The sequence below is a fragment of the Paenirhizobium naphthalenivorans genome, from assembly GCF_007992095.1.
GTDB classification, from domain to species: domain Bacteria; phylum Pseudomonadota; class Alphaproteobacteria; order Rhizobiales; family Rhizobiaceae; genus Allorhizobium; species Allorhizobium naphthalenivorans.
Genome location: NZ_BJZP01000008.1, coordinates 148419 through 172630 on the forward strand (window position 1 = coordinate 148419; position 24212 = coordinate 172630).

Below are 24212 nucleotides of genomic sequence, written 5' to 3' on the forward strand. Positions count from 1 at the left end.
TTGTTTTGAGCGGGTCGCTTTCGGCGCGCTCGTATCGGTTCGATGACTTCTATATAGCACCGCCTGTTGTGCGTTGCAATATATTTGTGCAGTGCACAATGCTATTGTTACGCGTGTCACGCCGGTTAACCGTGTTCGGCAAAAGGCTCACGCTTTGCTGGACCCAAAAGCCGTGCCTAGCTATTAAAAATCTGTTAATTTGCTGTTTGTGACGGCAACTATTGTGACAGGTTTAACCATGCCCGCTCCGTACCCGTTCATCGATGTCGCTGTTCACGACAGCATTCGCCCGCGCTTTGCTCGCGGCGAAGCGCTCGTCGTGTTCTCGCCCGCGCTCGACCGGGTCTTGTGGGCCAATGGCGCGGGGGCACGCTTCTTCGGCAATGCCTCCATCTACGACTTCCTCGAGGAAGGCCCGAACCGCAGCGACGTGACCTTCCGCCAGATCGAGGCGGTCGCGCGCCAGCTCGGCTCGGTTGGAGACAACCGCACGCTGATCCTGCGGGTCGCTTCTGGCTTCCAGCGCGTTCCGGTGACGGCGAGCGCCGAAATGGTCGAGATCCGCCAAGGCGAGCCGGTGGTGCTGCTTTCCCTGCCGACGCTCGGCAAACCCGGGGGGCTCGCCGAGCGCGCCGCGGAAATGCTGACCGGCTTCGACGATCCGGACACGCATATGGCCGTGCTCGGCGGCGACGGCGAGGTCATCGTCGCATCGGCAAAATTCGCCGCGCTGGAGATCACCGCGCAAACTACCCGTACCCTTGTCACGCTGGCCGGCACCGATGCGGATCATCTGGTCAAACGGCCGATTCCAACCGGGCGGGGTTACCTGCCCGCCGCCATAGGAAAGCTGTCCGCCGATCCAGCAATGCATCTCCTGTTTGCGGTCGAAACAATCCTCGGCACCATGGATCCGACCGACCACTTCGAGTCTGCCGCCGATAAAGCGCCGGCTGACGATCTCCCTGCGGCCGTTGCAGAGCCAGTTGCCGAACCAACCGTCTCGACTGAGACCGAAATGCGCATTGCCGCCGGCGTCGCGGCGGCAGCGGAATCCGGCTTTGCCGAGGTGGTAGACGCCATCGGCGACATCGAGGAATTCGACGGAGACGAGATCGAGGCGCTGGATGAAACGAACGATGAAGAGAGCAGCCAGGCAGCCCCCGTGGCAGAGGCAACCGCCCCTGCACTGAGCGAGGCGGCGGACGTCATCGAGGCCTTCGAGCCAGAGATCGGCCCGCTGGCGGAAACGGAAATCGACACGATCCCGAACCTCCCCGACAGTGCGGCAGAACCCGAGGGTCGGCCTCCGGCCGCTTCCGCCCTGGCCGGCGACGTCTCAAACGCTGACGCAAAAAACGAGTTGGAGGCCCAAGCCGAGCCGCTTGCCGACGCTTTGCCGACCTCTGCCCTTGCGGAGGACACGGCTGAGGCAAGAGCGCCGGCGACACCGGCCGCCGCGATACACACAGGCGACGCGCCAGCTGGCAGCTTCGCCTTCTCGCCCGAACGCCGCGCCACCCGCTTCGTCTGGAAGATCGATGCCGACGGCCGGTTCTGCGATGTGTCCGGCGAATTCGCCGAGGCCGTGGGTCCGCGAGCCGCCGCCATCAACGGCGTTGCCTTTGCCGATCTGGCCGCCCTCTTCAACCTCGATCCCGATGGCAAGATCGGCGAACTGCTGCAGAGGCGAGACACCTGGTCAGGCAAGACGATCTATTGGCCAGTCGAGGGCACGACTCTGATGGTGCCGGTCGATCTCGCCGCACTGCCGACCTATACCCGCAACCGCGACTTCGACGGCTTCCGCGGCTTCGGCATCGTGCGCATGGCAGATGCGATCGAGGACCCGAACCGGACCGGCCTGACCTTCGTGGAAAGCGCGCCTCACGCTGTCTCGACAGAGACCGAGACCCGCGAAACGCCGACGCAACCCGCCCCGGCCTTCTCGCTGCTCGACGAACTGCCGGCGGACGAAGAGGAAACCGACACCCTCATGGTCGAAAGCGGGATCGACGATGAGCCGGAAACGGAGATGGCGTCTGGCGAACCAGAGATGTCGTCATCCGATACGCCTTCATCTGCCGAGCTGACGCAGGGCCCCTTGCCATCCAGCACGACCGATGATCAGACCCAGACGGGAGAGCCCGAAATCTTTGCGCCACCGGCGGATATGACCGACGTGACCCGTAGCGCCGCTGTGGCACCGCCCGCACTGCAGATCAGCGAAACGCCCGGCCGCCGCCATTCCGACAAGGTGGTGCAGCTTGAGTTGCGTCGCGCGCACGGCAGGGACGGACTGACCCCCGGCGAGCAAGCCGCTTTTCTCGAGATCGCCCGCAAGCTCGACCCGCAGGGTCTGAGGGAAAAGGCTGCGGAGGCACTGGGCGAAATTCGCCGCCACGAAGCCGCCGAAGCGACCCGCCATGCGGTTGAGTCGGAGAAGGTCACGCCCTTTGCCAATGCCGACGAAAGCGACCATGAGCATGTAGAAGTATCCGCAGAAACACCGGATGCCGGTGCTGATGCAGCCGCTGCGGCAGAAACAGTGCTCCAGGCGCCTCACACCTTACCGGCGCAAGACGAGCTCGCCGCGGAGCCTGGGCTGGGCCAAGAAGACGCCGTGGCCGAAGATTTCGCCACTCTGCGGCTCAAGCGCGACAATACGCTAAGCGCGGAGATCGTCGACCTGATGCCGGTCGCGCTGCTCGTCCACATCGGCGAACGGTTGATCCACGCCAATCCGGAATTCCTTAACCTCACCGGCTACGCTTCCGTCGAAGAACTCGACACCGCCGGCGGGCTCGATGTGCTAATCCAGCGCCAGGACCTCGAGGGCGCGAGCGAAGAGGCGGGCCGGGTGGTGATCGTTCGCGCCGACGACCGGCTGGTGCCGGTCACCGCGCGCCTGCAATCGGTCCGTTTTGAGCGGGCGACCGCGCTGATGCTGGCGCTGATCCCGGCAGCAGCCGCCGTGCAAGGCACGCCGGAAAAGCCAGCCGAGGTGGAAGCTTCGACCGTGGCACCGCTTTCCGGTGGCGAGCCCCAGGGTCAGACCGGTCAGGCCGGCGCAGAACACCTCGCCCGGCTGCAGGTCGAGGTCGACGAATTGCGTTCGATCCTCGAAACCGCGACGGACGGCGTCGTCATCCTCGAAGCCGACGGTGACATCCGCTCGATGAACCGGGCGGCAAGCGCCTTGTTCAACTTTGACGAGGCGGAAACGCGCGGCAAACCCTTCGTCATGCTCTTTGCCCACGAAAGCCAGAAGTCGATCCTCGACTATCTCGGCGGCCTTTCCGGCCACGGCGTGGCAAGCGTGCTCAACGATGGGCGCGAGGTGATTGGTCGCGAGGCCTCCGGTGGCTTCCTGCCGCTGTTCATGACGATCGGCAAGCTCACCTCGTCGAACGGCTATTGCGCCGTGATCCGCGACATCACACAATGGAAGCGGACCGAGGAGGAATTGCGCAACGCCAAGCGTGCCGCCGAAACGGCCAATGCACACAAGAGCGACTTCCTCGCCCGCGTCAGCCACGAGATCCGCACGCCGCTCAACGCGATCATCGGCTTTGCAGACATGATGGCGAATGAGCATTTCGGTGCGCTCGGCCATCCGCGCTATGGCGAATATGCCAATGACATCGTGCGCTCTGGCCGTCACGTGCTGGATATCGTCAACGACCTGCTCGACATTTCCAAAATCGAGGCCGGCGAGATGGATCTCGACTTCACCGCCGTCGGTCTCAACGAGACGGTGCAGGCGGCGGTCTCGATCGTCCAGCCGCAGGCCAACGGGCAGCGCGTCATCGTCCGCACCGCCCTGTCGCAAGCCGTGCCCAACGTCGTCGCCGACATGCGCTCGATCAAGCAGATCGTCCTGAACATCCTGGCCAACGCCATCCGCTTCACCCCATCGGGCGGCCAGATCATTGTGTCGACGGCCTACGAGGCCAACGGCAGCGTCGTGCTGCGGGTCCGTGACACCGGTGTCGGCATGACCCGGACCGAGCTGGAACAGGCGATGAAGCCGTTCCGCCAAGTGCATACGGGCAGCCGTAATCGCGGCGATGGCACCGGCCTTGGTCTGCCGCTGACCAAGGCCATGGTCGATGCCAATCGCGCCAATTTCTCGATTTCCTCGGCCCCCAACGAGGGCACACTGGTCGAGATAACCTTCCCGTCACAGCGCGTCCTGGCGGATTGAGGCGACGGGCGGGGCAGCAACCATGAGCGTTCGCCCCCTCTGCTGAAGGGCTTGTCCAAAGGCCAAGCCTCGAAGCATCCGCTCCAACTGCAAAGGCTGGCGATCGTTGCTTGTGACATTGCTCGCCACAGGCGGACAGCGACGTCCTTTCGTGCGCACAGGGCCGGAATGACAACCCATTGCCAGATCCGCAGCAGCACAGCCGTATCTGGCACCTTGCCCAAACCCGTTTCCTTCCCCGTCGGTTTCGGTTAGACCGGCTCAAACACGGTCGCGTATGAAGCCGGCCAATAGGAAGAAGCAGGGAGACGAAGCCTTGGCAGCGGACTTGCACGGCGCGCAGAGAATGGACTTCAGAGCGGTGCGGCGTCGCCTGCCTGCTCCTACGGTCGCCGCGCTGGTTGTCTCGGCCTTCGTCGCCATGCCGATTGTCGCCATTTTCCTGATCGGTATAACCGGTGGCAGCGATAACTGGCAGCACATGCTCACCAACGTCGTGCCGCGCGCCACCGGCCGTACCCTGTTGCTTCTGGCGATGACAGGCGCGCTCACTGCCGTGATCGGCATTGCCAGCGCCTGGCTGGTGGCCTCGTGTGATTTTCCGTTCCGACGCCTGCTCTCGGTGGCGCTGGTCTTGCCACTCGCCATTCCGTCCTATCTTGCGGCCTATGCCTTCGGTGAATTCCTCGATTTCACCGGGCCGGTGCAAACCTTCTACCGCAGCTTGTTCGGCTTCCAGTCGGCGCGCGACTACAGCTTTCCCGACATCCGTTCGCTCGGAGGCGCCGTGCTGGTGATGACGGCCGTGCTCTATCCTTATGTCTATCTCGCCTGCCGGTCGATGTTCCTGATGCAGGGCCGAGCCGCCGCCGATGTCGCCCGCACGCTCGGCGCCGGCCCCTGGCGTGTGTTCGCGCGTGTGCAGATCCCCATGGCGCGCCCCGCCATCATGGTCGGCCTGACACTGGTGATGATGGAGACGCTGAACGACATTGGTGCCGTCGAATATCTCGGCGTCCAGACGCTGACCTTCTCGATCTACGACACCTGGCTCAACCGCGGCAGCCTCGCCGGCGCCGCCCAGATCGCCAGCGTTCTGCTGGTCTTCGTCGTGCTGCTCCTCTGGATCGAGCGTCAGGCGCGTCGACGGCAGCGCTTTGCCAGCCAGAAGACCACCGCTGTCACCATTGATGCCGTGCGTCTCAAACTTTCCGGCTGGCGCGGTTTTGGTGCCACCCTGATTTGCGCGTTTCCCGCCCTCGTCGGCTTCGTCATCCCGGTCGCCGTGCTCGCGGGCTTTGCCCTGCGCCGCATCGGCGATTTCACCGAACCACGCCTGCTCAGGGCCTTGGGTAACTCGATCACCATCTCCTCGGCCGCAGCTTTGGCAACCGTGATCCTCGGTTTCGTCTTGGCCTATGCGGCGCGCAGCGACCGCTCGCGGCTGACAGCGAGCGCCAGCCGGCTTGCCTCGCTGGGCTACGGCATTCCAGGCACCGTGCTCGCTATCGGCGTGCTGATCCCGCTCGCCAGTCTCGACAATTTCATGGACGGCGTGCTGCGACAGAGCCTAGGAATCTCAACAGGCCTGCTGCTCTCCGGCACCGGCTTTGCCATCGTCTACGCGGCAACCGTCCGCTTCCTGGCCATGGCCGAGGGGACGATCGACTCCGGTTTCCAAAAGCTCTCGCCCCATCTCGACATGGCAGCGCGCACGCTCGGACGCAACGCCCTGCAAACGTTCCGCCAGGTTCTGTTGCCGAACATGCGGCCGGCCGTACTGACCGCAGCCCTTCTGGTCTTCATCGAAACCCTGAAAGAACTGTCCGCGACGATCCTGCTTCGACCGTTCAACTTCAACACACTCGCCACCCTGGTCTACGAGGATGCATCCCGCTCAAAGGTTCAGGATGCTTCGGTGGCCGCCATCATCATCATACTGGCCGGTCTGATCCCGGTCATTCTGGTGTCGCGTTCGCTCGATCGTGGCCGCTGATCCGGGAAAAAAGGCAAGAAAAAAGGGCAGCTTTCGCCGCCCCTAAAAGATCATGCTGTTCAACCGGAGTTAGGCATCGATCAACATCATGTGTTCGGAACCGGAAGGTTCTAAGCCGCACGTTCATGGTGGGCCTCCAAGTTGGTTAAGGTATGCCAAATCCGGCTTAACAAGTCGTTACCGGCAGTGGCGGATGTCATCCCGGTAGACGCGATCATCGAACCGGAGGCTCCGCTTCGGCACTAAAATCCCTTGGGGGTCAGGACTGAAGCTCAATGAGGCCGACGAATAGATCGAGCGCCTCCGGATTGGCGAGCGCCTCCTTGTTCTTGACCACCCGTCCATGCACCACATCGCGCACAGCAAGCTCGACGATCTTGCCCGACTTGGTGCGCGGGATGTCGACGACCTGGAGCACCTTGGCCGGCACGTGACGCGGCGAGGCGCCGACGCGGATGCGGTTCTTGATGGCCTTGACCAGATCCTCATCCAGCACGCGATCGGTCGCGAGACGAACAAACAGCACGACGCGCACGTCGTCGTCCCAGTCCTGGCCGATGCAGAGCGCCTCAAGCACCTCTTCCATCTGCTCAACCTGGTTGTAGATCTCCGCCGTGCCGATGCGCACTCCGCCCGGATTGAGCGTGGCATCGGAACGGCCATGAATGACGATGCCGTCGTGGACCGTCCATTCAGCGAAATCACCGTGGCACCAGACGTTCTCGAAGCGCTCGAAATAGGCGGCACGGTATTTAACCCCACCTTCGTCGTTCCAGAACATGATTGGCATGGAGGGGAAGGCCTTGGTGCAGACCAGTTCGCCCTTCTCGCCGCGCACCGGCTGCCCCTCGTCGTCCCAGACATCGATCGCCAGCCCAAGGCCCGGCCCCTGGATCTCGCCACGCCAGACCGGTTTCAGCGGATTGCCGAGCACGAAGCAGGAGACGATGTCCGTGCCGCCGGAGATCGAGGCGAGATGAATGTCGGACTTGATACCCTCATAAACAAAGGAAAAACCCTCCGGCGACAGCGGCGAACCGGTCGAGGTCATCATCCGCAGCGACGAAAGGTCATGGCTGGTCTTCGGCGTCAGCCCGCCCTTGCGTACAGCGTCGATATATTTCGCCGAGGTGCCGAAGAAGGCGAACTGCTCCTCGGCCGCATAGTCGAACAGCACGTTGCCATCCGGATAGAAGGGCGAACCGTCATAGAGGCATAGCGTCGCGCCCGAGGCCAGGCCCGAGACCAGCCAGTTCCACATCATCCAGCCGCAGGTGGTGAAATAGAAGAACCGCTCGCCCTTCTCCAGCCCGCAGTGGAAGCGCTGTTCCTTGAGATGCTGCAACAGCGTGCCGCCGGACGAATGGACGATGCACTTGGGGACGCCCGTCGTGCCCGACGAAAACAGGATATAAAGCGGATGCGAAAACGGCAACGGCTCGAAGGCGATCTCGACACCCTCAAAGGGAGCAACGAAATCGGCCAGCGTCTTTGCGCCCGGCACAGCCGCGGCAATCGCCGCTGCGTCTCCGGCGTAGGCGATGACGACGAGCGGCACGCCGAGCTTGGCGGAAACCGCCTTCACCTTGTCGGCCACGTCCTGCCGCTTGCCGTTGTACCAATAGCCGTCGACCGCGAGAAACAGCTTGGGCTCGATCTGGCCGAAGCGGTCGAGCACGCCCTGCTCGCCGAAATCGGGAGAGCAAGACGACCAGATCGCGCCGATCGAGGCCGCCGCCAGCATGAGCGCCACCGTTTCCGGCATGTTCGGCACCATTGCGGCGATGCGGTCACCCTTTTCGATACCCATGGCACGGAACGCCTGTTGCAGCCGCGAGACGGCAGCGCGCAGCCGGTCCCACGACCAGCGGTCTTCGGCCTTGTCCTCGCCGCGGAAGATCATCGCATCGCCTTCGCCGCTCTGGCTCAGCAGGTTTTCGGCGAAGTTCAGCCGGGCATCGGGGAAGAAACGCGCCTCCAGCATGACGTCGCCGTTTTCCAGCAGACGTTCGCCCTTCTCACCCCTGACCTCGCAATAATCCCAGACCGCCGACCAGAAGGCGGCACGATCATCGACCGACCATTGATGGAAGGCATCGTAGTTGGAAAAATCGCGCCCACTTCGCTCACCACACCACTGCATGAAGCGATACATCGGCGCCTGCTTGATCTGCTCCTCAGATGGCGTCCAGAGCGGCATATCCTGTTGCATTCGGTCCTCCTCGAAAAACCCCGCCTGTATAGCAGTTTGCGGCGCAATATAAAGACCGGGAACGCGTGCCGGTTTGCATGGTGGCGGCAATTCCTATATCCGGCAGGAACGACGCAGCCGAGCCCGGTGCCGGGCCGATGACAAACCCTGGATCGCCCATGTCCGACAAGCGCAGAAATGGCGGAAAGATTCGGTGCCGTACGCCGGTCACCCGGCGCCTCCTCGGTGCGGCGCTGGTTGTTTTCGCCGTCGTGGCCGCGATCTTCCTCGTCTCGCGCGCGGCAGCCCCTTATCTCGTCTCCTCGACGCTGGTGCGTTCTGCCATGGAACGGGCGGTCGCCGAGTGGACCGGCCACGACGTGAACATGTCCGGCATGCCGGAAATCGCGTTCTGGCCAAGGCCCCATGTGACGCTGAACGGCGTGACGATCAGCAAGCCGGATCGGGGAAAAGCCAAGATACTGGGGCAAATCGAACAGGTGTCGGCAAGCTTCGGGCTGCTGTCCGCCATGCGCGGACGTCCGCAATTTGACGCATTTGATCTCGTGCGGCCACGGTTCCATGTCGACCGGGACAGCGATGGCAGGCTCGACTGGGCAAGCGAAGGATTGCTGAATGCGGCCGTGCGCAAGGCAGAACCGGGCAATGACGGCGTCCAGTCCCTTCCCGCCGAACTCGATGCCGCTGTCGGTTCAGTGACGATCGAAGACGGTACGCTGGAAATCGAGGATGAGGCCTCCGGCCGGTTGATCACCGCCCGTCGAATTACCGCAGATGTTTCCTGGCCGCGACTTTCCTCCCCCTTGAAGGTAAGCGGGCTGGTCGACGTTGGCGGGTTTTCCATGAAGCTAGACTTCGCCTCGCCACACCCCCTGCTCCTCTTCGGTGGCAAAGACGCGACCGTCAACACGACACTCACCTCGGCGGCCTTCACCGCCCGATTCGACGGTGTCGCGAACCTGGGGAACAGCTTGTTGCGAAGCGGCGCGATCGCGCTCGGCACCAAGGACTTCGCCGCCCTGAAGGACGCGACCGGGCTTCGCCTTGTCGGTCTCGACAGCCTGAGGCAGGCGCAACTGACCGCCAACATCGAGCGCGTCGGTGAGGAACTGCGTTTCGAAGGTCTCGAATTCGACATCAACGATACCCATGGCACGGGCATCCTGTCGCTTTCCCGGCCGGCCGACGGAAAGCCGCGCATCAGCGGAACGCTCGCCTTCGATCGGTTGAACATCACGCGACTGCTTTCAGCCTTCTCGCTCGATCTCCCCTCCACCGACGAGTCCCCCGACACGGCCCAGCGCCCGCCCCGCTTGCTGCAATGGCTGGATTTCGACCTGACGCTCTCGGCCGCCCGCGCCGACCTGCCGCCCTTCGAGCTCGGCGATGTTGCCGCCAGCATCCTCGCGACCGGCAAAGCGGCGCAGTTCGACATCGCCGACGCCACTTTCGAAGGCGGCGATCTGACGGCGCGTTTCGTGGGCGCCGGCAGCGGATTCGCCCGTGGAGGCGATCTGACACTGTCGATCCATGACGCGGATTTCGCCGCCGTCGCCGATCATCTGAAGGTCGCCGGTCCGGTTGCCCGCGGCAAGGGTTCAGTGGAACTCACGTTGACCACAAAGGCCCCGGTCTGGGAGACGGGCCTGTCCGATATCTCCGGAACTTTCGCCTTTGCATCGCAGAGCGGAACACTGACCGGTGTCAATACGGCGGCGCTCCGCAAACTGGCCGCGACCAGCGCCTATTTCCAGCTGAGCGCCGGCGGCGACGGCTCGATGCCCTATGACCGACTGGATTATCGCGCACGCTTTGCAAAGGGCACCGCAGAGGTGCTGGAAGCCCAGCTTTCCGGTCCGGACGAAAGCCTGACGGTGTCCGGCGTCGTGCCCTATGCCGACAACGCGCTGGCGCTTTCAGCCGAACTTTTCGCGACCGACCCGGCGGCGAACTTGGCCTTCCCGCGCCTGCGCTTCTTCATCGGCGGCGCCTGGCCCGATCCTGTACTCACACCCATCTATCTCCCGCCGGCAAATCCCCTAAAATAACGGCGAATCAACCGTGGGACGGGGAACATCGATCCGTCCGTCCGAGCTGGGGGCTTGCGGTGTATCGCTTTTTTACGGGTCTCTTCAAAATCGCGCTGGCTTCGCTACTCGCCGGCAGCCTCATGTCGTTCATCGGCATCACCACGGACAGCATTCTTGCATTCCTTGGTCTGACTATGGACGAATTCTGGTCCGGCCTTACGTCGGCCGGCGCCTGGGCAAGCCCGCGCATCCTGCTCGGGGCGATTATCGTCCTGCCGATCTGGTTCCTAACCTACCTTCTCCTGCCGCCACGCGACGGCTGACGCGACAAGCGGTCACGCGGACCGGCACTCCGCTCGGAAATCGTGACTCACAGATCACGCAGTCTGAGCCGCCACGTGCTCGTCGCGCTGGCGTTGCAATTCATGCCGTTTGGTGGTGATCGAAGCGATGATAACCCCGATAGTGACGAGGCCGATCAGGATTGAGCATACCGCGTTGATTTCCGGCGTCACGCCAAGCCGGACCTGGCTGTAGATCTTGATCGGCAGCGTGGTCGCCCCCGGACCGGTGGTGAAGGAGGCGATGACCAGGTCGTCAAGCGACAGCGTGAAAGCCAGCATCCATCCAGAAACCACCGCCGGCATGATCAGCGGCAAGGTGATCTTGAAGAAAGTCTTGAATGGCGGGCAACCGAGGTCGAGAGCCGCTTCTTCAAGACTCATGTCGAAGGTCAGGAGCCGCGATTGCACGACAATCGCCACATAGCACATGGTGAAGGTGGTGTGGGCGATGGTCACCGTCATCAGACTGCGGTCGATACCGAGCGCCACGAACAGCAGTAGAAGCGACAGGCCGGTGATGACCTCCGGCATGACGAGCGGAGCATAAACCATGCCGGAAAACAGCAGCCGGCCGGGGAAACGGCCATAGCGAACCAGGGCCAGGGCTGCGAGCGTGCCGAGCACGGTGCCGATCGAGGCGCTCAGCAGGCCGACGCGTAGCGTCACCCATGCGGCGCTCATCAACCCCGCATTAGACCACATCTCACGATACCATTTCAGCGAGAAGCCGCCCCATACCGTCACGAGCTTGGACTCGTTGAAGGAATAGATCACCAGGATGATGATCGGGATATAGAGAAAGGCGAAGCCGAGGGTGAGAATCGTCGAGTCGAATTTTCCGGATTTCATCGTTTGGCCCTCACACCTTTTCCTGCTGGTTCTGGAAGATGGCGATCGGAACCACCAGCAGAAGCAACAGGAGCACGGCAACGGCAGAGGCCAGTGGCCAGTCGCGGTTGCTGAAGAACTCGGTCCACAGCGTCTTGCCGATCATCAGCGTCGAGGCTCCCCCGAGCAGATCGGGGATGACGAACTCGCCGGTAATCGGAATGAAGCAGATCATAGAGCCGGCGATCACGCCTGGGATCGACAGTGGAAAGGTGATCCGCCAGAAGGCCTTCCATGGCGGAGAGCCGAGGTCGCTCGCCGCCTCGAGCAGCGTGCCATCAAGCTTTTCCAGCGCCGAATAGAGTGGCAGGATCATGAAGGGCAGATAGGAATAGACGATGCCGATGAAGACGGCCGTATCGGTGCGGAAGATCTGCACCTGGTCGTCGGGGCCGTAGAGCCCGATGGTCTGCAACAGCAAGGTCAGCAGGCCTTCGGGCTTGAGAATGCCGATCCAGGCGTAGACGCGGATCAGGAAGGAGGTCCAGAATGGAAGGATGACCAGCATCAGGAGGGTCGGACGCATGGCGACCGAAGCGCGCGCCATGGCGAGCGCAATGGGATAGCCGATGATAAGAAGCAGAAATGTCGAAATCAGCGCAATCCTGAGCGACGACAGATAGGCATTGTAATAGAGGGAGTCCTCGGTCAGGAAGACATAGTTCTCGAAATCGAGTTTGGAAAAGAAATCGCCGATCGTCGACAGGCTCTCGAACACCGGCGTGTAGGGCGGCATGGCGATGGCTGTCTCCGACAGCGAGATCTTCACGATGATGAAGAAGGGCGCCAGGAAAAACAGGAACATCCAGGCATAGGGTATGAGGACCACCAGCCAGCGGGCTGGTGAGGTCAGCGGGGCTGGGGCTGCGGTTACGTCGCTCATCGGTTCGTTCCTCAGCGGGTCAGCACGAGGCCGGCATCGACCGGCCAGGTGAGCCAGACTTTGTCGTCCACAGTGATCGGGCGGTCGACGAGACGATGCGTGTTCGCCTGCGCGGCGCGGAAAGTGGAACCATCGGCAAGCTTGACGATGAAGACCGAGAAGTCGCCGAGATAACCAATATCCCAGACCTCGCCGGATAGCGCGTTGGCCGAGGGATCGGCCGGCGGATCGACGCTGATGTGGACCTTCTCCGGACGGATGGCAAAGGCCACCGAAGCGCCGGGCTCGGCCTTGCAGGACAGCTGCGCGACGACCATCTTGAGACCATCGTAGCAGGTCACGGTGGCCAGATCGCCGTCAGCGACCGTCTGTACGCCTTCAAGCTTGCCATCGACGATGTTGATGTCCCCAATGAAGTCGGCGACATAGCGACTGTTCGGCGCCTCGTAGATTTCCGCCGGAGTCGCCACCTGCATGATTTCGCCCTTGTCCATAACCGCGATGCGATCGGACACAGTCATCGCCTCTTCCTGGTCATGGGTGACGATCAGGAAGGTCAGGCCGAGGTTCTGCTGGATGTCCATCAGTTCAAACTGCGTCTCCTCACGCAGCTTGCGATCGAGCGCACCGAGCGGTTCGTCGAGCAGCAGAACCTTGGGCCGCTTGGCCAGCGAGCGGGCGAGCGCCACGCGCTGGCGCTGGCCACCGGACAACTGATTCGGCTTGCGCTTGGCGAATTCCTCGAGCTTCACCAGCTTCAGCATCTCCGCCACACGCGCGTCGATCTCGGACTTCGGCAGGTGGTCCTGTTCCAGACCGAAAGCAATATTCTTGGCAACGGTCATATGCGGAAAGAGCGCATAGGATTGGAACATCATATTGGTCGGTCGCCGATAGGGAGGCACACCGGAAATATCCTTGCCCTGCAACAGGATGCGGCCTTCGGTCGGCTCCTCGAAGCCGGCGAGCATGCGCATCAGCGTGGTCTTGCCGCAACCGGACGGACCAAGCAGCGAGAAGAACTCGCGCTCGTAGATGTCGAGGGTGAGATCCTTGACGGCGGTGAAGTCGCCGAAGCGCTTCGTCACATTCTCGAACCGGATGAAGGGGACCGACGCCGGGTCGGTCCATGGTGAAAATTTACGCTTTACCGGCCCCAGAGATTTCGCCATCGCTCGATCCAAATATCCGTTACAAAATGCAGCCCAAAAGCAACCGGGCGCCTGAAGGCGCCCGGTTAAACTGTCAGCCGATCACTGACCGGTCTTGATCTGCGTCCAGACGCGGTTCAGGACACGCTGCTCCTTCGGTCCGTAAGGCGAGATGGTGAAGAGCTTCTTCATCGTCGCCTCGTCCGGATAGACTGCCGGATTTTTGAACACTTCCTCGTCGAGCAGGGCCTGCGAGGCAAGGTTGCCGTTGGCGTATTGAACGTAATTGGAAGCCTTGGCGATAACCTCCGGCTTCATCAGAAAGTTGATGAAGGCGTGGGCCTCATCGACGTTCTTGGCGTCTGCCGGGATCGCCAGATTGTCGAACCACATATAGGTGCCTTCCTTCGGGATCACGTAATTGATCTCGACCCCGTTCTTGGCTTCCTCGGCGCGAGCCTTGGCCTGGAGAATATCGCCGGACCAACCGATGGTCATGCAGATGTCGCCGTTGGCGAGATCATCGATATAGGACGAGGAGTTGAACGTTTTCACCGAGGGGCGGATCTTCATATAGACGTCGCCGCCGGCCTCCAGATCGGCGCTGTCCTTGCTGTCCGGATCCTTACCGATGTAGTTCATCGCGATCGCGAAGGTCTCATCGGAGGCGTCAAGGACATTGATACCGCAAGCCTTCAGCTTTGCCGCGTTTTCGGGCTTGAAAATGGCGTCCCAGCTATCGACCTTGAAATCGGCGCCGAGGGCTGTCTTGACCTTCTCGACATTGTAGCCGATGCCGGTCGTACCCCACATGTAGTTGACGGCATATTCGTTGCCGGGATCGTACTTGGCGAGGCGCGCGGAGACGTCCGGCCAGAGATTGACGAGGTTCGGCAGCTTCGACTTGTCGAGCTTCTGGAACACGCCGGCCTGGATCTGGCGCGCCAGGAACGGCCCGGTCGGCACGACGACATCATAGCCCGAACCGCCGGCCAACAGCTTGGTTTCCAGAATTTCGTTCGAGTCAAAGACGTCGTAGACGACCTTGATGCCGGTTTCCTTGGTGAAGTCCTCAAGCACCGACTCGTCGATATAGTCGGACCAGTTGTAGACATGCACCACGCTCTCAGCCTTGGCAGCCGTCGCCATTGCCAGAGTGATCATTGCGGCGGATGCCAAGAAACGGATCATGTCGGTCTTCATTTTTTCTCCTGTTCCAGCCTTCAGGCAGGTCGCCCAATCAGCCATTCCCTCGTTTTTTTAACAGACTAGAAAGGAAATCGACAGGCGACAAGGGGTAATCTTCGCAGTCGCAACCGGATCGACTGCTACTGAAAATCGAAAGCGGAAAGGCCGGTGACCATCTCATCGAGGCCGAGCGGACGCGTGACCGGCGGCTCAGCACGGGCGAGACAACCCTGCCTTTCGCACAGCCGGCAGGCGGTTCCGACAGCGACCGGCCCGAACGTCGCGCCGGCTACCACCTGACCATACACCACCTCGTCACGATGGGCGATGTCGCAGGCGACAAGCAGCGCCGTGCGCCTGACCCGCTCGTTGAAGCCGGCCTGCGGACCGTCGAGCGTGCGTGATATCGTCAGGAAGCCCGTGCCGTCCGGCATCTCGACCCCGTCGACCAGCACTTGGCCCGGCTGGGCGAAGGCGGCATGAATGTTGAGCTTGGGACAGCCGCCGCCGAACCTCGCCTGGGGATACCCTTGGGCACCGGCCTTACGGAATCGGTGGCCGGCATTGTCCACCTCCAGCATGAAGAAGGGCACGCCCGAAGCACCGGGCCGTTGCAGCATGGTCAGTCGGTTGGCCGCCTGTTCGTAGGAAACGCCAAAGCGTGAACGCAGCATGTCAATGTCATAGCGCGCCCTTTGCGCGGCCGAAAGGAAGGCGCCGTAGGGCATGATCACCGCATGCGCCGCATAGCGTGCCAGCTCGAAACGGCCGAGACGCTTGGCCTCGCCGGTCGAAAACGAAAGCTCATCGAGCGCCGCGGCGATCTCCTCACCAAAGGCGAGCAGACTCGCTTCCATCGCCACCTCGCGCAACTGATCGAAAGGCGAAAGCCGCTCGGAGAGGAAGAGGCGCATAGAATGGCGGTCATAGCGCCGGCGAAGGTTCGGCATGGTGTGGATCGGCAGCGTGCGCACGACAATACCATGCTTGGTGCGCAGCCACGCCTTTAGCGCCGGCGCAAGATCCTCGCCCGGTGACAAGCCGAGGCTGGCATGGAAAGCCTCGGCCGCATCCTCGATGTGCGCATGAAAGTTCGGCCGCTTTTCGAACCTTTCGCGCACCTCGTCGATCGGCAGGCGCGCGCCCGAGATCGAGGTCTCGTGCCCTTCGCGCGCCAGAAGCTCCGCCAGATCGGTAAGGCGCGCCGCCTGCTCGCGATAGGCGCGGTAGAGCTTGACGACTGCGGCCGCCGCGTTTGGCGCGGCTTCAGCCACCTCGATCAGCTCCTGATCTCCCGGCACTTCGCCGGACAGGAGCGGATCGCCGAACACCTCGCGTAACTGGCCCGCCGTGCCGCCCGCCTCACCCTGCAGCTCGTCCAGATCCACCTTATAAACGGTCGCGAGCTTCAGCAGCAGCTGCACCGTCAACGGCCGCTGGTTACGTTCGATCAGGTTCAGATAGGAGGGCGAGATTTCCAGCGCTTCCGCCATCGCCGTCTGGGTGAGACCCAGACCATTGCGGATGCGGCGGACTCTCGGGCCGGCAAAGATCTTATTCTCAGCCATTTTGACACACCTTTTACAACTTTGATCAACAAAGCACCCAACAGGAATATTTACAATTTTTACAAATTTACACGACGAAAATGTCAAAGGCAATACATGCTAACCTCTTTCCAGGCATCGAATTCGCCTTTCTTCTGGAAGTTTTGTGCAGCGCGCTGTAAATCAAGTCACATCGAAAGCGAGATTTCTGGTGCCAAAAGGACAGAGGTTTCGTGCACCAGAGCAAGAGGGAGTTTGTTATGACTGATTTTTACAACGTCGTTCCGAATGCGCCGCAGGGCCGCTATGACGGCATTGAGCGTCCATACACCGCCGAAGACGTCAAGCGCCTGCGTGGTTCCGTCGAAATCAAGTACTCTCTGGCTGAAATGGGCGCCAACCGCCTGTGGAAGCTGATCAACGAAGAACCCTTCATCAACGCTCTCGGCGCACTTTCCGGCAATCAGGCCATGCAGATGGTTCGCGCCGGTCTCAAGGCCATCTACCTCTCCGGCTGGCAGGTTGCCGCCGATGCCAACACCGCGTCTGCCATGTATCCGGACCAGTCGCTTTATCCGGCCAACGCCGCGCCGGAACTGGCCAAGCGCATCAACCGCACGCTGCAGCGCGCTGACCAGATCGAAACCGCTGAAGGCAAGGGCCTTTCGGTCGACACCTGGTTCGCTCCAATCGTCGCTGACGCGGAAGCCGGCTTCGGTGGTCCGCTCAACGCCTTCGAAATCATGAAGGCCTTCATCGAAGCCGGCGCCGCAGGCGTTCACTTCGAAGACCAGCTCGCTTCGGAAAAGAAATGCGGCCATCTCGGCGGCAAGGTTCTGATCCCGACGGCAGCCCATATCCGCAACCTGAACGCCGCACGCCTCGCCGCCGACGTCATGGGCGTACCGACGCTGATCGTCGCCCGTACCGACGCTGAAGCCGCCAAGCTTCTCACCTCGGACATCGACGAACGCGACCGTCCCTTCGTTGATTACGACGCAGGCCGCACCGCAGAAGGCTTCTACCAGGTCAAGAACGGTATCGAGCCCTGCATCGCCCGTGCGATCGCTTATGCTCCGCACTGCGACCTGATCTGGATGGAAACCGGCAAGCCGGACCTCGAACAGGCCCGCAAGTTCGCCGAAGCCGTGCACAAGGCGCATCCAGGCAAGAAGCTGGCCTACAATTGCTCGCCGTCGTTCAACTGGAAGAAAAACCTCGACGATGCGACGATTGCCAAGTTCCAGAAGGAGCTGGGTGCGATGGGCTACAAGTTCCAGTTCATCACACTCGCCGGCTTCCACCAGCTGAACTACGGCATGTTCGAACTGGCCCGCGGCTACAAGGATCGCCAGATGGCGGCCTACTCGGAGCTGCAGGAAGCGGAATTCGCCGCAGAGGTCAACGGCTACACCGCCACCAAGCACCAGCGCGAAGTCGGCACCGGCTATTTCGACGCCGTCTCGCTGGCAATCACCGGCGGCCAGTCCTCGACCACGGCGATGAAGGAATCGACCGAAACCGAGCAGTTCAAGCCGGCCGCTGAATAATAGGGAAAGGCCTCGCTTGCGCGGCCTACCCCCACCTTAACCCTCTCCCCGCCCGCGGGGAGAGGGGCACTCGCCCGGATCAACACTTCAAGAACCCCGCATATAAGAGGAGAAATGCCATGACCCCGCAGACCCGAGTTAAAGAACGCGCCGAAGAACAGGCATCCGCCATGAGCGCCGACCAGCAGGCCATGATCCGTATGGTCGCCAACGACCTGCATCGTCTCAACCAGTCCGTCATGAAGGCGGTTGATGCTGGTGTTTCGGTCGAGCTCGTTCGTTCGGCCCGCCATCACGGTGGTGAAGGCAATTGGGGCGATCTGCTGATCCCGGTCATCGTGACCCAGGGCAAGTAAAAAGCTTCAAGGACCATCTGGGGCGTCCAAGCCCCGGGTCGGCTCCCGCGCAATGATCGCTGGCTTCGGGGGGAGCATGTGCGGTCGCTGCGCGGGATTTTCGTTTGCGAACCTGCCAGCAAAGCTCACCCGCCGTGACTCGGCCGCTTGCCGGCGAAAAGATCAGCATGGGCGATCATTAGTTTGCGCATCCTCTCGACCACGATGCGGATTTCCCGCCGGTGCCGATCGTCATTGTTCATGACGATCCACTGGCGATGACGCAAATCCTTGATCTCGCCACCCATGCGCTCCAACCTAGGCTCGAGGTCACCGACGAAGCAAGGCAGCACAGCAATGCCGGCGCCTGACAAAGCCAAGTCGCGTAGAGAACGCGGCCGATTGACGGTGACGACGATATTTCCCGCCTGATTCTCGTGCGGCCAGCGCAGATAAGCCGAGATCGCGTTCTCGGTATCGACCGCAAGCCACCGGCCCGGACCGACGTCCACGCTGTAACGGGCGCGATAGGCGGCATAGGCCACCTCCCCGACCATAACGGCCGCAAGATTCCCTTCCTCCGCCTCAAAGGCACGGATTCCAATGTCCGTCTCGCGATGTGCAAGGCTCGCGCGCCGTTCGGCAATGTGTAGATCTATGCGAAAATCGTCACGCTCCGTACAGATCGCCGGAAAATTATCGGCGAGCAGCCAGCCGTTCCAAGTGCCGGCGACGATCCGGACCAGCGCCTGCCCGGACGCTCCGCCGCGCCAGATCTCGACCTTGCGGGCAGCAGCCTCCAGTTCGGTCAAATGATCGAGCAACTGCCGGCCGTCAGCGGTCAGCCGATAGCCGGTCTGGCTGCGGATGAAGAGTTCCCGGCCAATCTCCCGCTCGAACTCGACCATGCGCCGACCGAGCGTCGCCGGACTGAGGGCCGTCACGCCGGCCGCCGCCGTCAGTCCGCCATGGCGAGCGACGGCGAGGAAGATCTGATAGTTGTCCCAGGCGATATTTTTCATCATTGAAAAATGTAGCCCGTTTTTTCGGGTTTAGCAGTTAAAATTGACCGTATAGATCAATTGATGGCTCACCGGAGGAGAACCATCATGGACGGCCAATATGGATTGTTGTTTCTTTTGGCGCTCAAGCGGCCCGCTTCCCGCGACTGCAGCGCAAAGGCCGAAGATGCCTACTATGCCTGCTTCGGCGAGAGCCCGCGCCGGCGACTGGCAAGGCTTTTCAGGTCGCTGCCTTTGGCAACGAGGCGTTCGGAGCCAAGGTATGCGGAAGCGTTTTGTTCAGAACCGCAATCACCAGCCGTTGGGGGGATAGCCGCGGAGACAAACGTGCAAGCGGTGCCGCTCAGCCATGGGACCCGCAAAGGCGCGTAAGGAAGAGGCGGTTCAACCGAACAGGGCTGCCGCACTGACGAGCGCAAGCGCGCTACAAGCGCCGAGGCTGAGGAGGGCTAGATGCCAAAGGCGAGCGCTCTCCGCTTCGCGGGTCTTGGCAATGGCGATGGCCCGTGGCTTGCTGTTTTTCATGTTCATCGACGCGATCCTGGAGACTGCCGTTGAAGAAACAATGCCGACTTAACGCGGCGATCCGGTCCGACCTCATGTCCCATCCCGCAAGGGATACCGGCATCGAACCAGCATGACTGGAGCGCGTTAACAATAGCTAAATTATGGCGATAAGCCCACACAAATCAACGCGCTCGGAAATAAAGGGACACGCGCCGCGGGCGGACGTCGCAAGTCAGACACTCTCACCGGTTGCGTGACCAGAGGCCCAGGCCCATTGGAAATTATAGCCGCCGAGCCAGCCGGTGACATCGACGCATTCGCCGATGAAATAGAGGCCGGGCACGGCCTTCGCCGCCATGGTCCTCGAATCGAGGCCAGCGGTATCGATACCTCCGATCGTGACTTCGGCTGTGCGATAGCCTTCCGAGCCGGCCGGCTTGATCGTCCAGCCATGAAGGAAAGCGGCGAGCATCTCCAACGCCTTGTCGGACAGATCGGCGAGCGGCCTGTCGATCTTCTGGCGCTCGACGACATATTGCGCGAGCCTTTTCGGCAGATGCTGCGCCAGCACGGTCTGCACGGCCTGCCGACCGTTGTCCCGCTTCGCCGCTTTCAGGACGGCCGCGAAGTCGACGTCGGGTTCCAGCGACAGGGTGACTTCATCTCCTTCGCGCCAGTAGCTGGAGATCTGCAGGATCGCCGGGCCGGACAGTCCCCGATGGGTGAAAAGCAGTGCCTCGCGGAAAGCCGTCTTGCCGTGGCGCACCTCCGCATCGACTGCCACGCCAGAGAGCGGCACGAGTTCCGAAAGCAACCCGGGATCAAGCGTCAACGGCACGAGGCCGGGCCGGGTATCGGTCAGGGCGAGCCCAAACTGTTCGGCGACCCTGTAGGCAAAGCCGGTCGCACCCATTTTAGGAATCGACTTGCCGCCCGTGGCGATCACCAGCGAACCGGCGTGGATCTCGCCGTCGCCAGTCGACAGCCGGAAACCGCCCTCCCCCTTCCCGACATCCGAGATCTCGACGCCGAGCCGCATATCGACGCCGGCGGCCCGCATCTCGTCCAGCAGCATACGGATAATGTCCCTGGCGCTGTCGTCGCAGAACAATTGTCCAAGCGTCTTTTCGTGCCAGGTGATGTTGTGTTTCTCGACCATGGCGAGAAAGTCGGCTGGCGTGAAACGGGCGAGCGCCGACTTCATGAAGTGCGGATTGCCGGACAGATAGTTCTTGGGGCCGGCATGGAGATTGGTGAAATTGCAGCGCCCGCCGCCGGAAATGCGGATTTTTTCGCCCGGCGCCTTGGCATGATCGACGAGTACGACCGAGCGTCCACGCCGGCCGGCGGTCAGCGCACACATCATACCGGCAGCACCGGCGCCTATGATAGCTACATCGAATATACGCGCCAATTTCCGGTCCCTGCGACAAATATTACCTGTCTTTTCTATCACCCGACCAAAGTCAATGCCGTTTCCCCCCTCGCCAAACGCCGAAGTCGGGGTATGATACCGTCATCAACAACCACATCGGTGAGACATGCCTCCGAAGAAAAATATGCTCAGACCCAAAGGCGCGGCTGCGAAAAAGGCGAGCATTCCTCCGGACCCCAAGTCGACCCGCGGCGTCAAAACCTGGAAAGAAGCGACTGCCTGGCTTCGTGCCCGCGGCATCGAGGACATCGAGTGCATCACCCCGGACCTTGCCGGCGTGCCGCGCGGAAAAATGATGCCGACTTCCAAGTTTACCGGCGACTCCTCGCTCGCCTTGCCCTCGGCGCTCTACCGCCACACCATTTCAGGCGAATACCCGGAGGAGACAGAGAACTTCCGCTACGAGCCGCGTGACAGCGACCTGAAGCTCTTGCCCGATCTGTCGACCCTTTCGGTTGTGCCGTGGGAAACCGACCCGACTGCGCAGGTGATCTGCGACGTCGTTGGTTCTGACGGCCAGCAGACGTCCTACACACCACGCAACGTCCTGAAGAACATCCTTAAGCTCTATGACGACAAGGGCTGGAAGCCGGTGGTCGCGCCGGAGATCGAGTTCTACCTCGTCGCGATGAACGACGACCCTGATTACCCGCTGCATCCACCGAAGGGCCGTTCCGGCCGCTCCATTCTCGGCGGCCAGGGCTATTCAATCGCCGGCATCAACGAGTTCGACGAGCTGATCGACGACATCTACCACTTCTCTGAAAAGCAGGGACTGGAGATCGATACACTGATCCACGAGGAGGGCCCGGCCCAGCTCGAGATCAACCTGCGCCACGGCGACCCGATCGAACTTGCCGATCAGGTGTTCCTGTTCAAGCGCACGATCCGCGAGGCCGCTCTGAAGCATGGCATCTACGCCACCTTCATGGCCAAGCCGATGCAGGGACAGCCGGGTTCTGCTATGCATATTCACCAGTCGGTAGTTGATGCCGAGACGGGCAAGAACATCTTCTCCAATCCGGACGGCTCGCCGTCAAAGGAGTTTTTCCACTTCATCGGAGGCATGCAGAAATACGTGCCGAGCGCCTTGGTCATGCTGGCGCCCTACGTGAACTCCTACCGGCGCCTGACCCCCGACATGGCGGCTCCCGTCAACAATGCCTGGGGCTATGACAATCGCACCACGGCCTTCCGTGTTCCGGTCTCGAATGCGGCGGCCCGCCGCGTCGAGAACCGCCTGCCGAGTTCGGACGCCAATTCCTATCTCGCGCTCGCGGCCTCGCTCGCCTGCGGCTACCTCGGCATCATCAAGGCGATCGAGCCGACGGCTGCGGCAGAAGGCTCGGCCAACGAGGGGTCCGTCGACCTGCCACGCGGCCTGCTCGAAGCGGTGTCGCTGATGGAGAACGAACCCGATTTCCTTGAGGTCTTCGGTGAGGAATTCATCGGCATCTATGCCGGCGTGAAACGCGGCGAGTTCGAGACCTTCATGCAAGTGATCAGCCCGTGGGAACGCGAATTCCTGCTGCTGAACGTCTGAGGGGGGCTTACCATGGCATGGCAAAGCCCGATCGCGCCGGGGATTTCCTGGTATCAGGCAGGTATTGACGAGCGCCCGGACTATCCAGCGCTCGACGGCTCGAAGAGTGTGGACGTCGCCATCATCGGCGGCGGTTTCACCGGAATGCAGGCGGCATATAATCTCGCCAAGGCCGGCCTGTCCGTCACCTTGATCGAAGGCGCCCGCATCGGCGACGGCGCCTCCGGCCGCAACGGCGGGCAAATGGGGACCGGCCAGCGCTGGTATCCGGAGGAACTGGAAGCCGAACTCGGCTATGAACGGTCCAAGGCGCTGTTCGACCTTGCTGAAAACGCCAAGAAGTATGTCCTCTCCTTCGCCGAGACCCATGGCATAGACATGGAGTTCATGCCTGGCCAGATGAACGTCTCCCACAAGCCTGGGCATGACAAGGAATACCAGCGGACAGCGGAAATCGCGGCAACCCGCTACGGCTATCCGCACTTCACCTACATGGACGGCAAGGAGACCGCCGAACGCGTCGGCTCCAGGCGTTTCTATTGCGGCGTTCGCGATACGGGAACCGGCCATATCCATCCGCTGAAGCTGATCGTCGGGCTCGCTCGTGCGGCCAAGGCGGCGGGTGCGGACATCCATGAAATGACCGCGGCCTCGGCAATCCGCCAATCCGGCGGCAAGACTCTGATCGATACGCCGACCGGCACGATCACCGCGGACAAGGTCCTGATCGCCACAAATGCCTACATCGGCAATCTCGAACCGGTGACCGCCGCGCATGTCATGCCGATCCGCTCCTTCATCGGAGCGACCGTCCCGCTGGATAAATTCCCGTCAGTGATCCCGGGTTCGGAGTCGATCGCCGACTCCCGCTTCGTCGTGCGCTACTGGCGCCGCACGCGCGACGGCCGCTTGCTGTTCGGCGGGCGCGAGGCCTACACCTCGGATACGCCGCGCGACATCTCCAGCCATATCCGCCGGCAGATCGCCGAGATCTATCCGGAGCTCAAGGATATCGAGATCACCCATGGCTGGGGCGGATCGGTCGGCATCACCATGCCGCGCAAGCCGTTCGCCCGCGAGGTCATGCCCGGCGTCACCGCGATCGGTGGCTATTCCGGCCACGGCGTGATGCTGTCCAATTATTGCGGCAAGCTCTACGCCGATGCCGTGACCGGCCAAGGGCGTGAGCTCGGTCATCTGATTGACATGAAGATTCCACCTTTCCCCGGTGGATCCCGCCTGCGCACGCCTCTGCTTTTCCTCGCGCTCACCTGGTACGCCCTACGCGACCGGTTCTGATTTTTTGCAGCGCGGGCGCGGTTTTCGCGCCTGCCCACTGGTTTTTTTAAATCGATTAGATTACAGGTAGTCGCA

The 24212-nt window shown here is 61.9% G+C and carries 17 protein-coding genes; 8 read left to right on the forward strand and 9 right to left on the reverse strand.

From position 1 onward, the window contains the following. The first annotated feature begins 238 nt into the window (after nucleotides 1-238). Together RNA01_RS10590 and RNA01_RS10595 are read left to right on the forward strand one after the other, a co-directional pair. Complete coding sequence (locus RNA01_RS10590) at nucleotides 239-4207, forward strand: ATP-binding protein (RefSeq protein ID WP_147180164.1); 3969 nt, start codon at nucleotides 239-241, stop codon at nucleotides 4205-4207. Between the two features lie 346 nt (nucleotides 4208-4553). Continuing rightward, nucleotides 4554-6203 (forward strand): ABC transporter permease, encoded by a 1650-nt coding sequence (locus tag RNA01_RS10595; RefSeq protein ID WP_147180225.1) that lies wholly within the window; start codon nucleotides 4554-4556, stop codon nucleotides 6201-6203. Nucleotides 6204-6462: 259 nt separating this feature from the next. Here RNA01_RS10595 and RNA01_RS10600 read toward each other — a convergent pair whose 3' ends face one another. Continuing rightward, nucleotides 6463-8415 carry an acetoacetate--CoA ligase gene (locus RNA01_RS10600; protein WP_147180165.1) on the reverse strand — a complete coding sequence of 651 codons (1953 nt, stop codon included), beginning with the start codon at nucleotides 8413-8415 and terminating at the stop codon, nucleotides 6463-6465. 158 nt (nucleotides 8416-8573) lie between these two features. Between RNA01_RS10600 and RNA01_RS10605 the strand changes: the two genes are divergently transcribed. Both RNA01_RS10605 and RNA01_RS10610 read left to right on the forward strand, forming a co-directional pair. Next, complete coding sequence (locus RNA01_RS10605) at nucleotides 8574-10463, forward strand: AsmA family protein (RefSeq protein WP_170253413.1); 1890 nt, start codon at nucleotides 8574-8576, stop codon at nucleotides 10461-10463. Between the two features lie 59 nt (nucleotides 10464-10522). Beyond that, the gene (locus RNA01_RS10610) at nucleotides 10523-10768 is read left to right on the forward strand and encodes a DUF6460 domain-containing protein (protein WP_147180167.1); all 246 of its coding nucleotides are present in this window, start codon (nucleotides 10523-10525) and stop codon (nucleotides 10766-10768) included. A 54-nt stretch (nucleotides 10769-10822) separates the two neighbouring features. Here RNA01_RS10610 and RNA01_RS10615 read toward each other — a convergent pair whose 3' ends face one another. The 5 genes from RNA01_RS10615 to RNA01_RS10635 all read right to left on the reverse strand — a co-directional run bounded on the left by RNA01_RS10615 (nucleotide 10823) and on the right by RNA01_RS10635 (nucleotide 16467). Next, entirely contained in the window at nucleotides 10823-11638 is an 816-nt protein-coding gene (locus tag RNA01_RS10615) for an ABC transporter permease (RefSeq protein ID WP_147180168.1), read from the reverse strand. A gap of 10 nt (nucleotides 11639-11648) precedes the next feature. After that, nucleotides 11649-12560 carry an ABC transporter permease subunit gene (locus tag RNA01_RS10620; RefSeq protein WP_147180169.1) on the reverse strand — a complete coding sequence of 304 codons (912 nt, stop codon included), beginning with the start codon at nucleotides 12558-12560 and terminating at the stop codon, nucleotides 11649-11651. Nucleotides 12561-12571: 11 nt separating this feature from the next. Beyond that, a complete protein-coding gene (locus RNA01_RS10625) occupies nucleotides 12572-13732 on the reverse strand; it encodes an ABC transporter ATP-binding protein (RefSeq protein ID WP_147180170.1) in 1161 nt (386 codons plus the stop codon). Nucleotides 13733-13813: 81 nt separating this feature from the next. Further along, nucleotides 13814-14875, reverse strand: a complete 1062-nt coding sequence (locus RNA01_RS10630; protein ID WP_284215410.1) for a polyamine ABC transporter substrate-binding protein — start codon at nucleotides 14873-14875, stop codon at nucleotides 13814-13816. Between the two features lie 164 nt (nucleotides 14876-15039). Continuing rightward, entirely contained in the window at nucleotides 15040-16467 is a 1428-nt protein-coding gene (locus RNA01_RS10635; protein WP_147180172.1) for a helix-turn-helix domain-containing protein, read from the reverse strand. Nucleotides 16468-16706: 239 nt separating this feature from the next. Here RNA01_RS10635 and aceA point away from each other — a divergent pair, with 239 nt between their 5' ends. Together aceA and RNA01_RS10645 are read left to right on the forward strand one after the other, a co-directional pair. Next, nucleotides 16707-17996 (forward strand): isocitrate lyase, encoded by a 1290-nt coding sequence (gene aceA / locus RNA01_RS10640; protein ID WP_147180173.1) that lies wholly within the window; start codon nucleotides 16707-16709, stop codon nucleotides 17994-17996. A gap of 119 nt (nucleotides 17997-18115) precedes the next feature. Beyond that, nucleotides 18116-18352, forward strand: a complete 237-nt coding sequence (locus tag RNA01_RS10645) for an SMc00767 family acetate metabolism repressor (protein ID WP_147180174.1) — start codon at nucleotides 18116-18118, stop codon at nucleotides 18350-18352. Between the two features lie 125 nt (nucleotides 18353-18477). On the opposite strand, the gene RNA01_RS10650 is transcribed toward RNA01_RS10645, so the two are convergent. The 3 genes from RNA01_RS10650 to RNA01_RS10655 form a co-directional block, all read right to left on the reverse strand. Then, a complete protein-coding gene (locus RNA01_RS10650; RefSeq protein WP_147180226.1) occupies nucleotides 18478-19353 on the reverse strand; it encodes a LysR family transcriptional regulator in 876 nt (291 codons plus the stop codon). A gap of 384 nt (nucleotides 19354-19737) precedes the next feature. Then, complete coding sequence (locus RNA01_RS23670; RefSeq protein WP_170253414.1) at nucleotides 19738-19884, reverse strand: hypothetical protein; 147 nt, start codon at nucleotides 19882-19884, stop codon at nucleotides 19738-19740. A gap of 208 nt (nucleotides 19885-20092) precedes the next feature. Next, a complete protein-coding gene (locus tag RNA01_RS10655) occupies nucleotides 20093-21274 on the reverse strand; it encodes a BaiN/RdsA family NAD(P)/FAD-dependent oxidoreductase (protein WP_147180175.1) in 1182 nt (393 codons plus the stop codon). Between the two features lie 127 nt (nucleotides 21275-21401). Between RNA01_RS10655 and RNA01_RS10660 the strand changes: the two genes are divergently transcribed. Together RNA01_RS10660 and RNA01_RS10665 are read left to right on the forward strand one after the other, a co-directional pair. Then, nucleotides 21402-22838, forward strand: coding sequence for a glutamine synthetase family protein (locus tag RNA01_RS10660; RefSeq protein WP_147180176.1), 1437 nt, complete (start codon nucleotides 21402-21404; stop codon nucleotides 22836-22838). 12 nt (nucleotides 22839-22850) lie between these two features. After that, complete coding sequence (locus RNA01_RS10665) at nucleotides 22851-24137, forward strand: NAD(P)/FAD-dependent oxidoreductase (protein ID WP_147180177.1); 1287 nt, start codon at nucleotides 22851-22853, stop codon at nucleotides 24135-24137. Nucleotides 24138-24212: the final 75 nt, after the last annotated feature.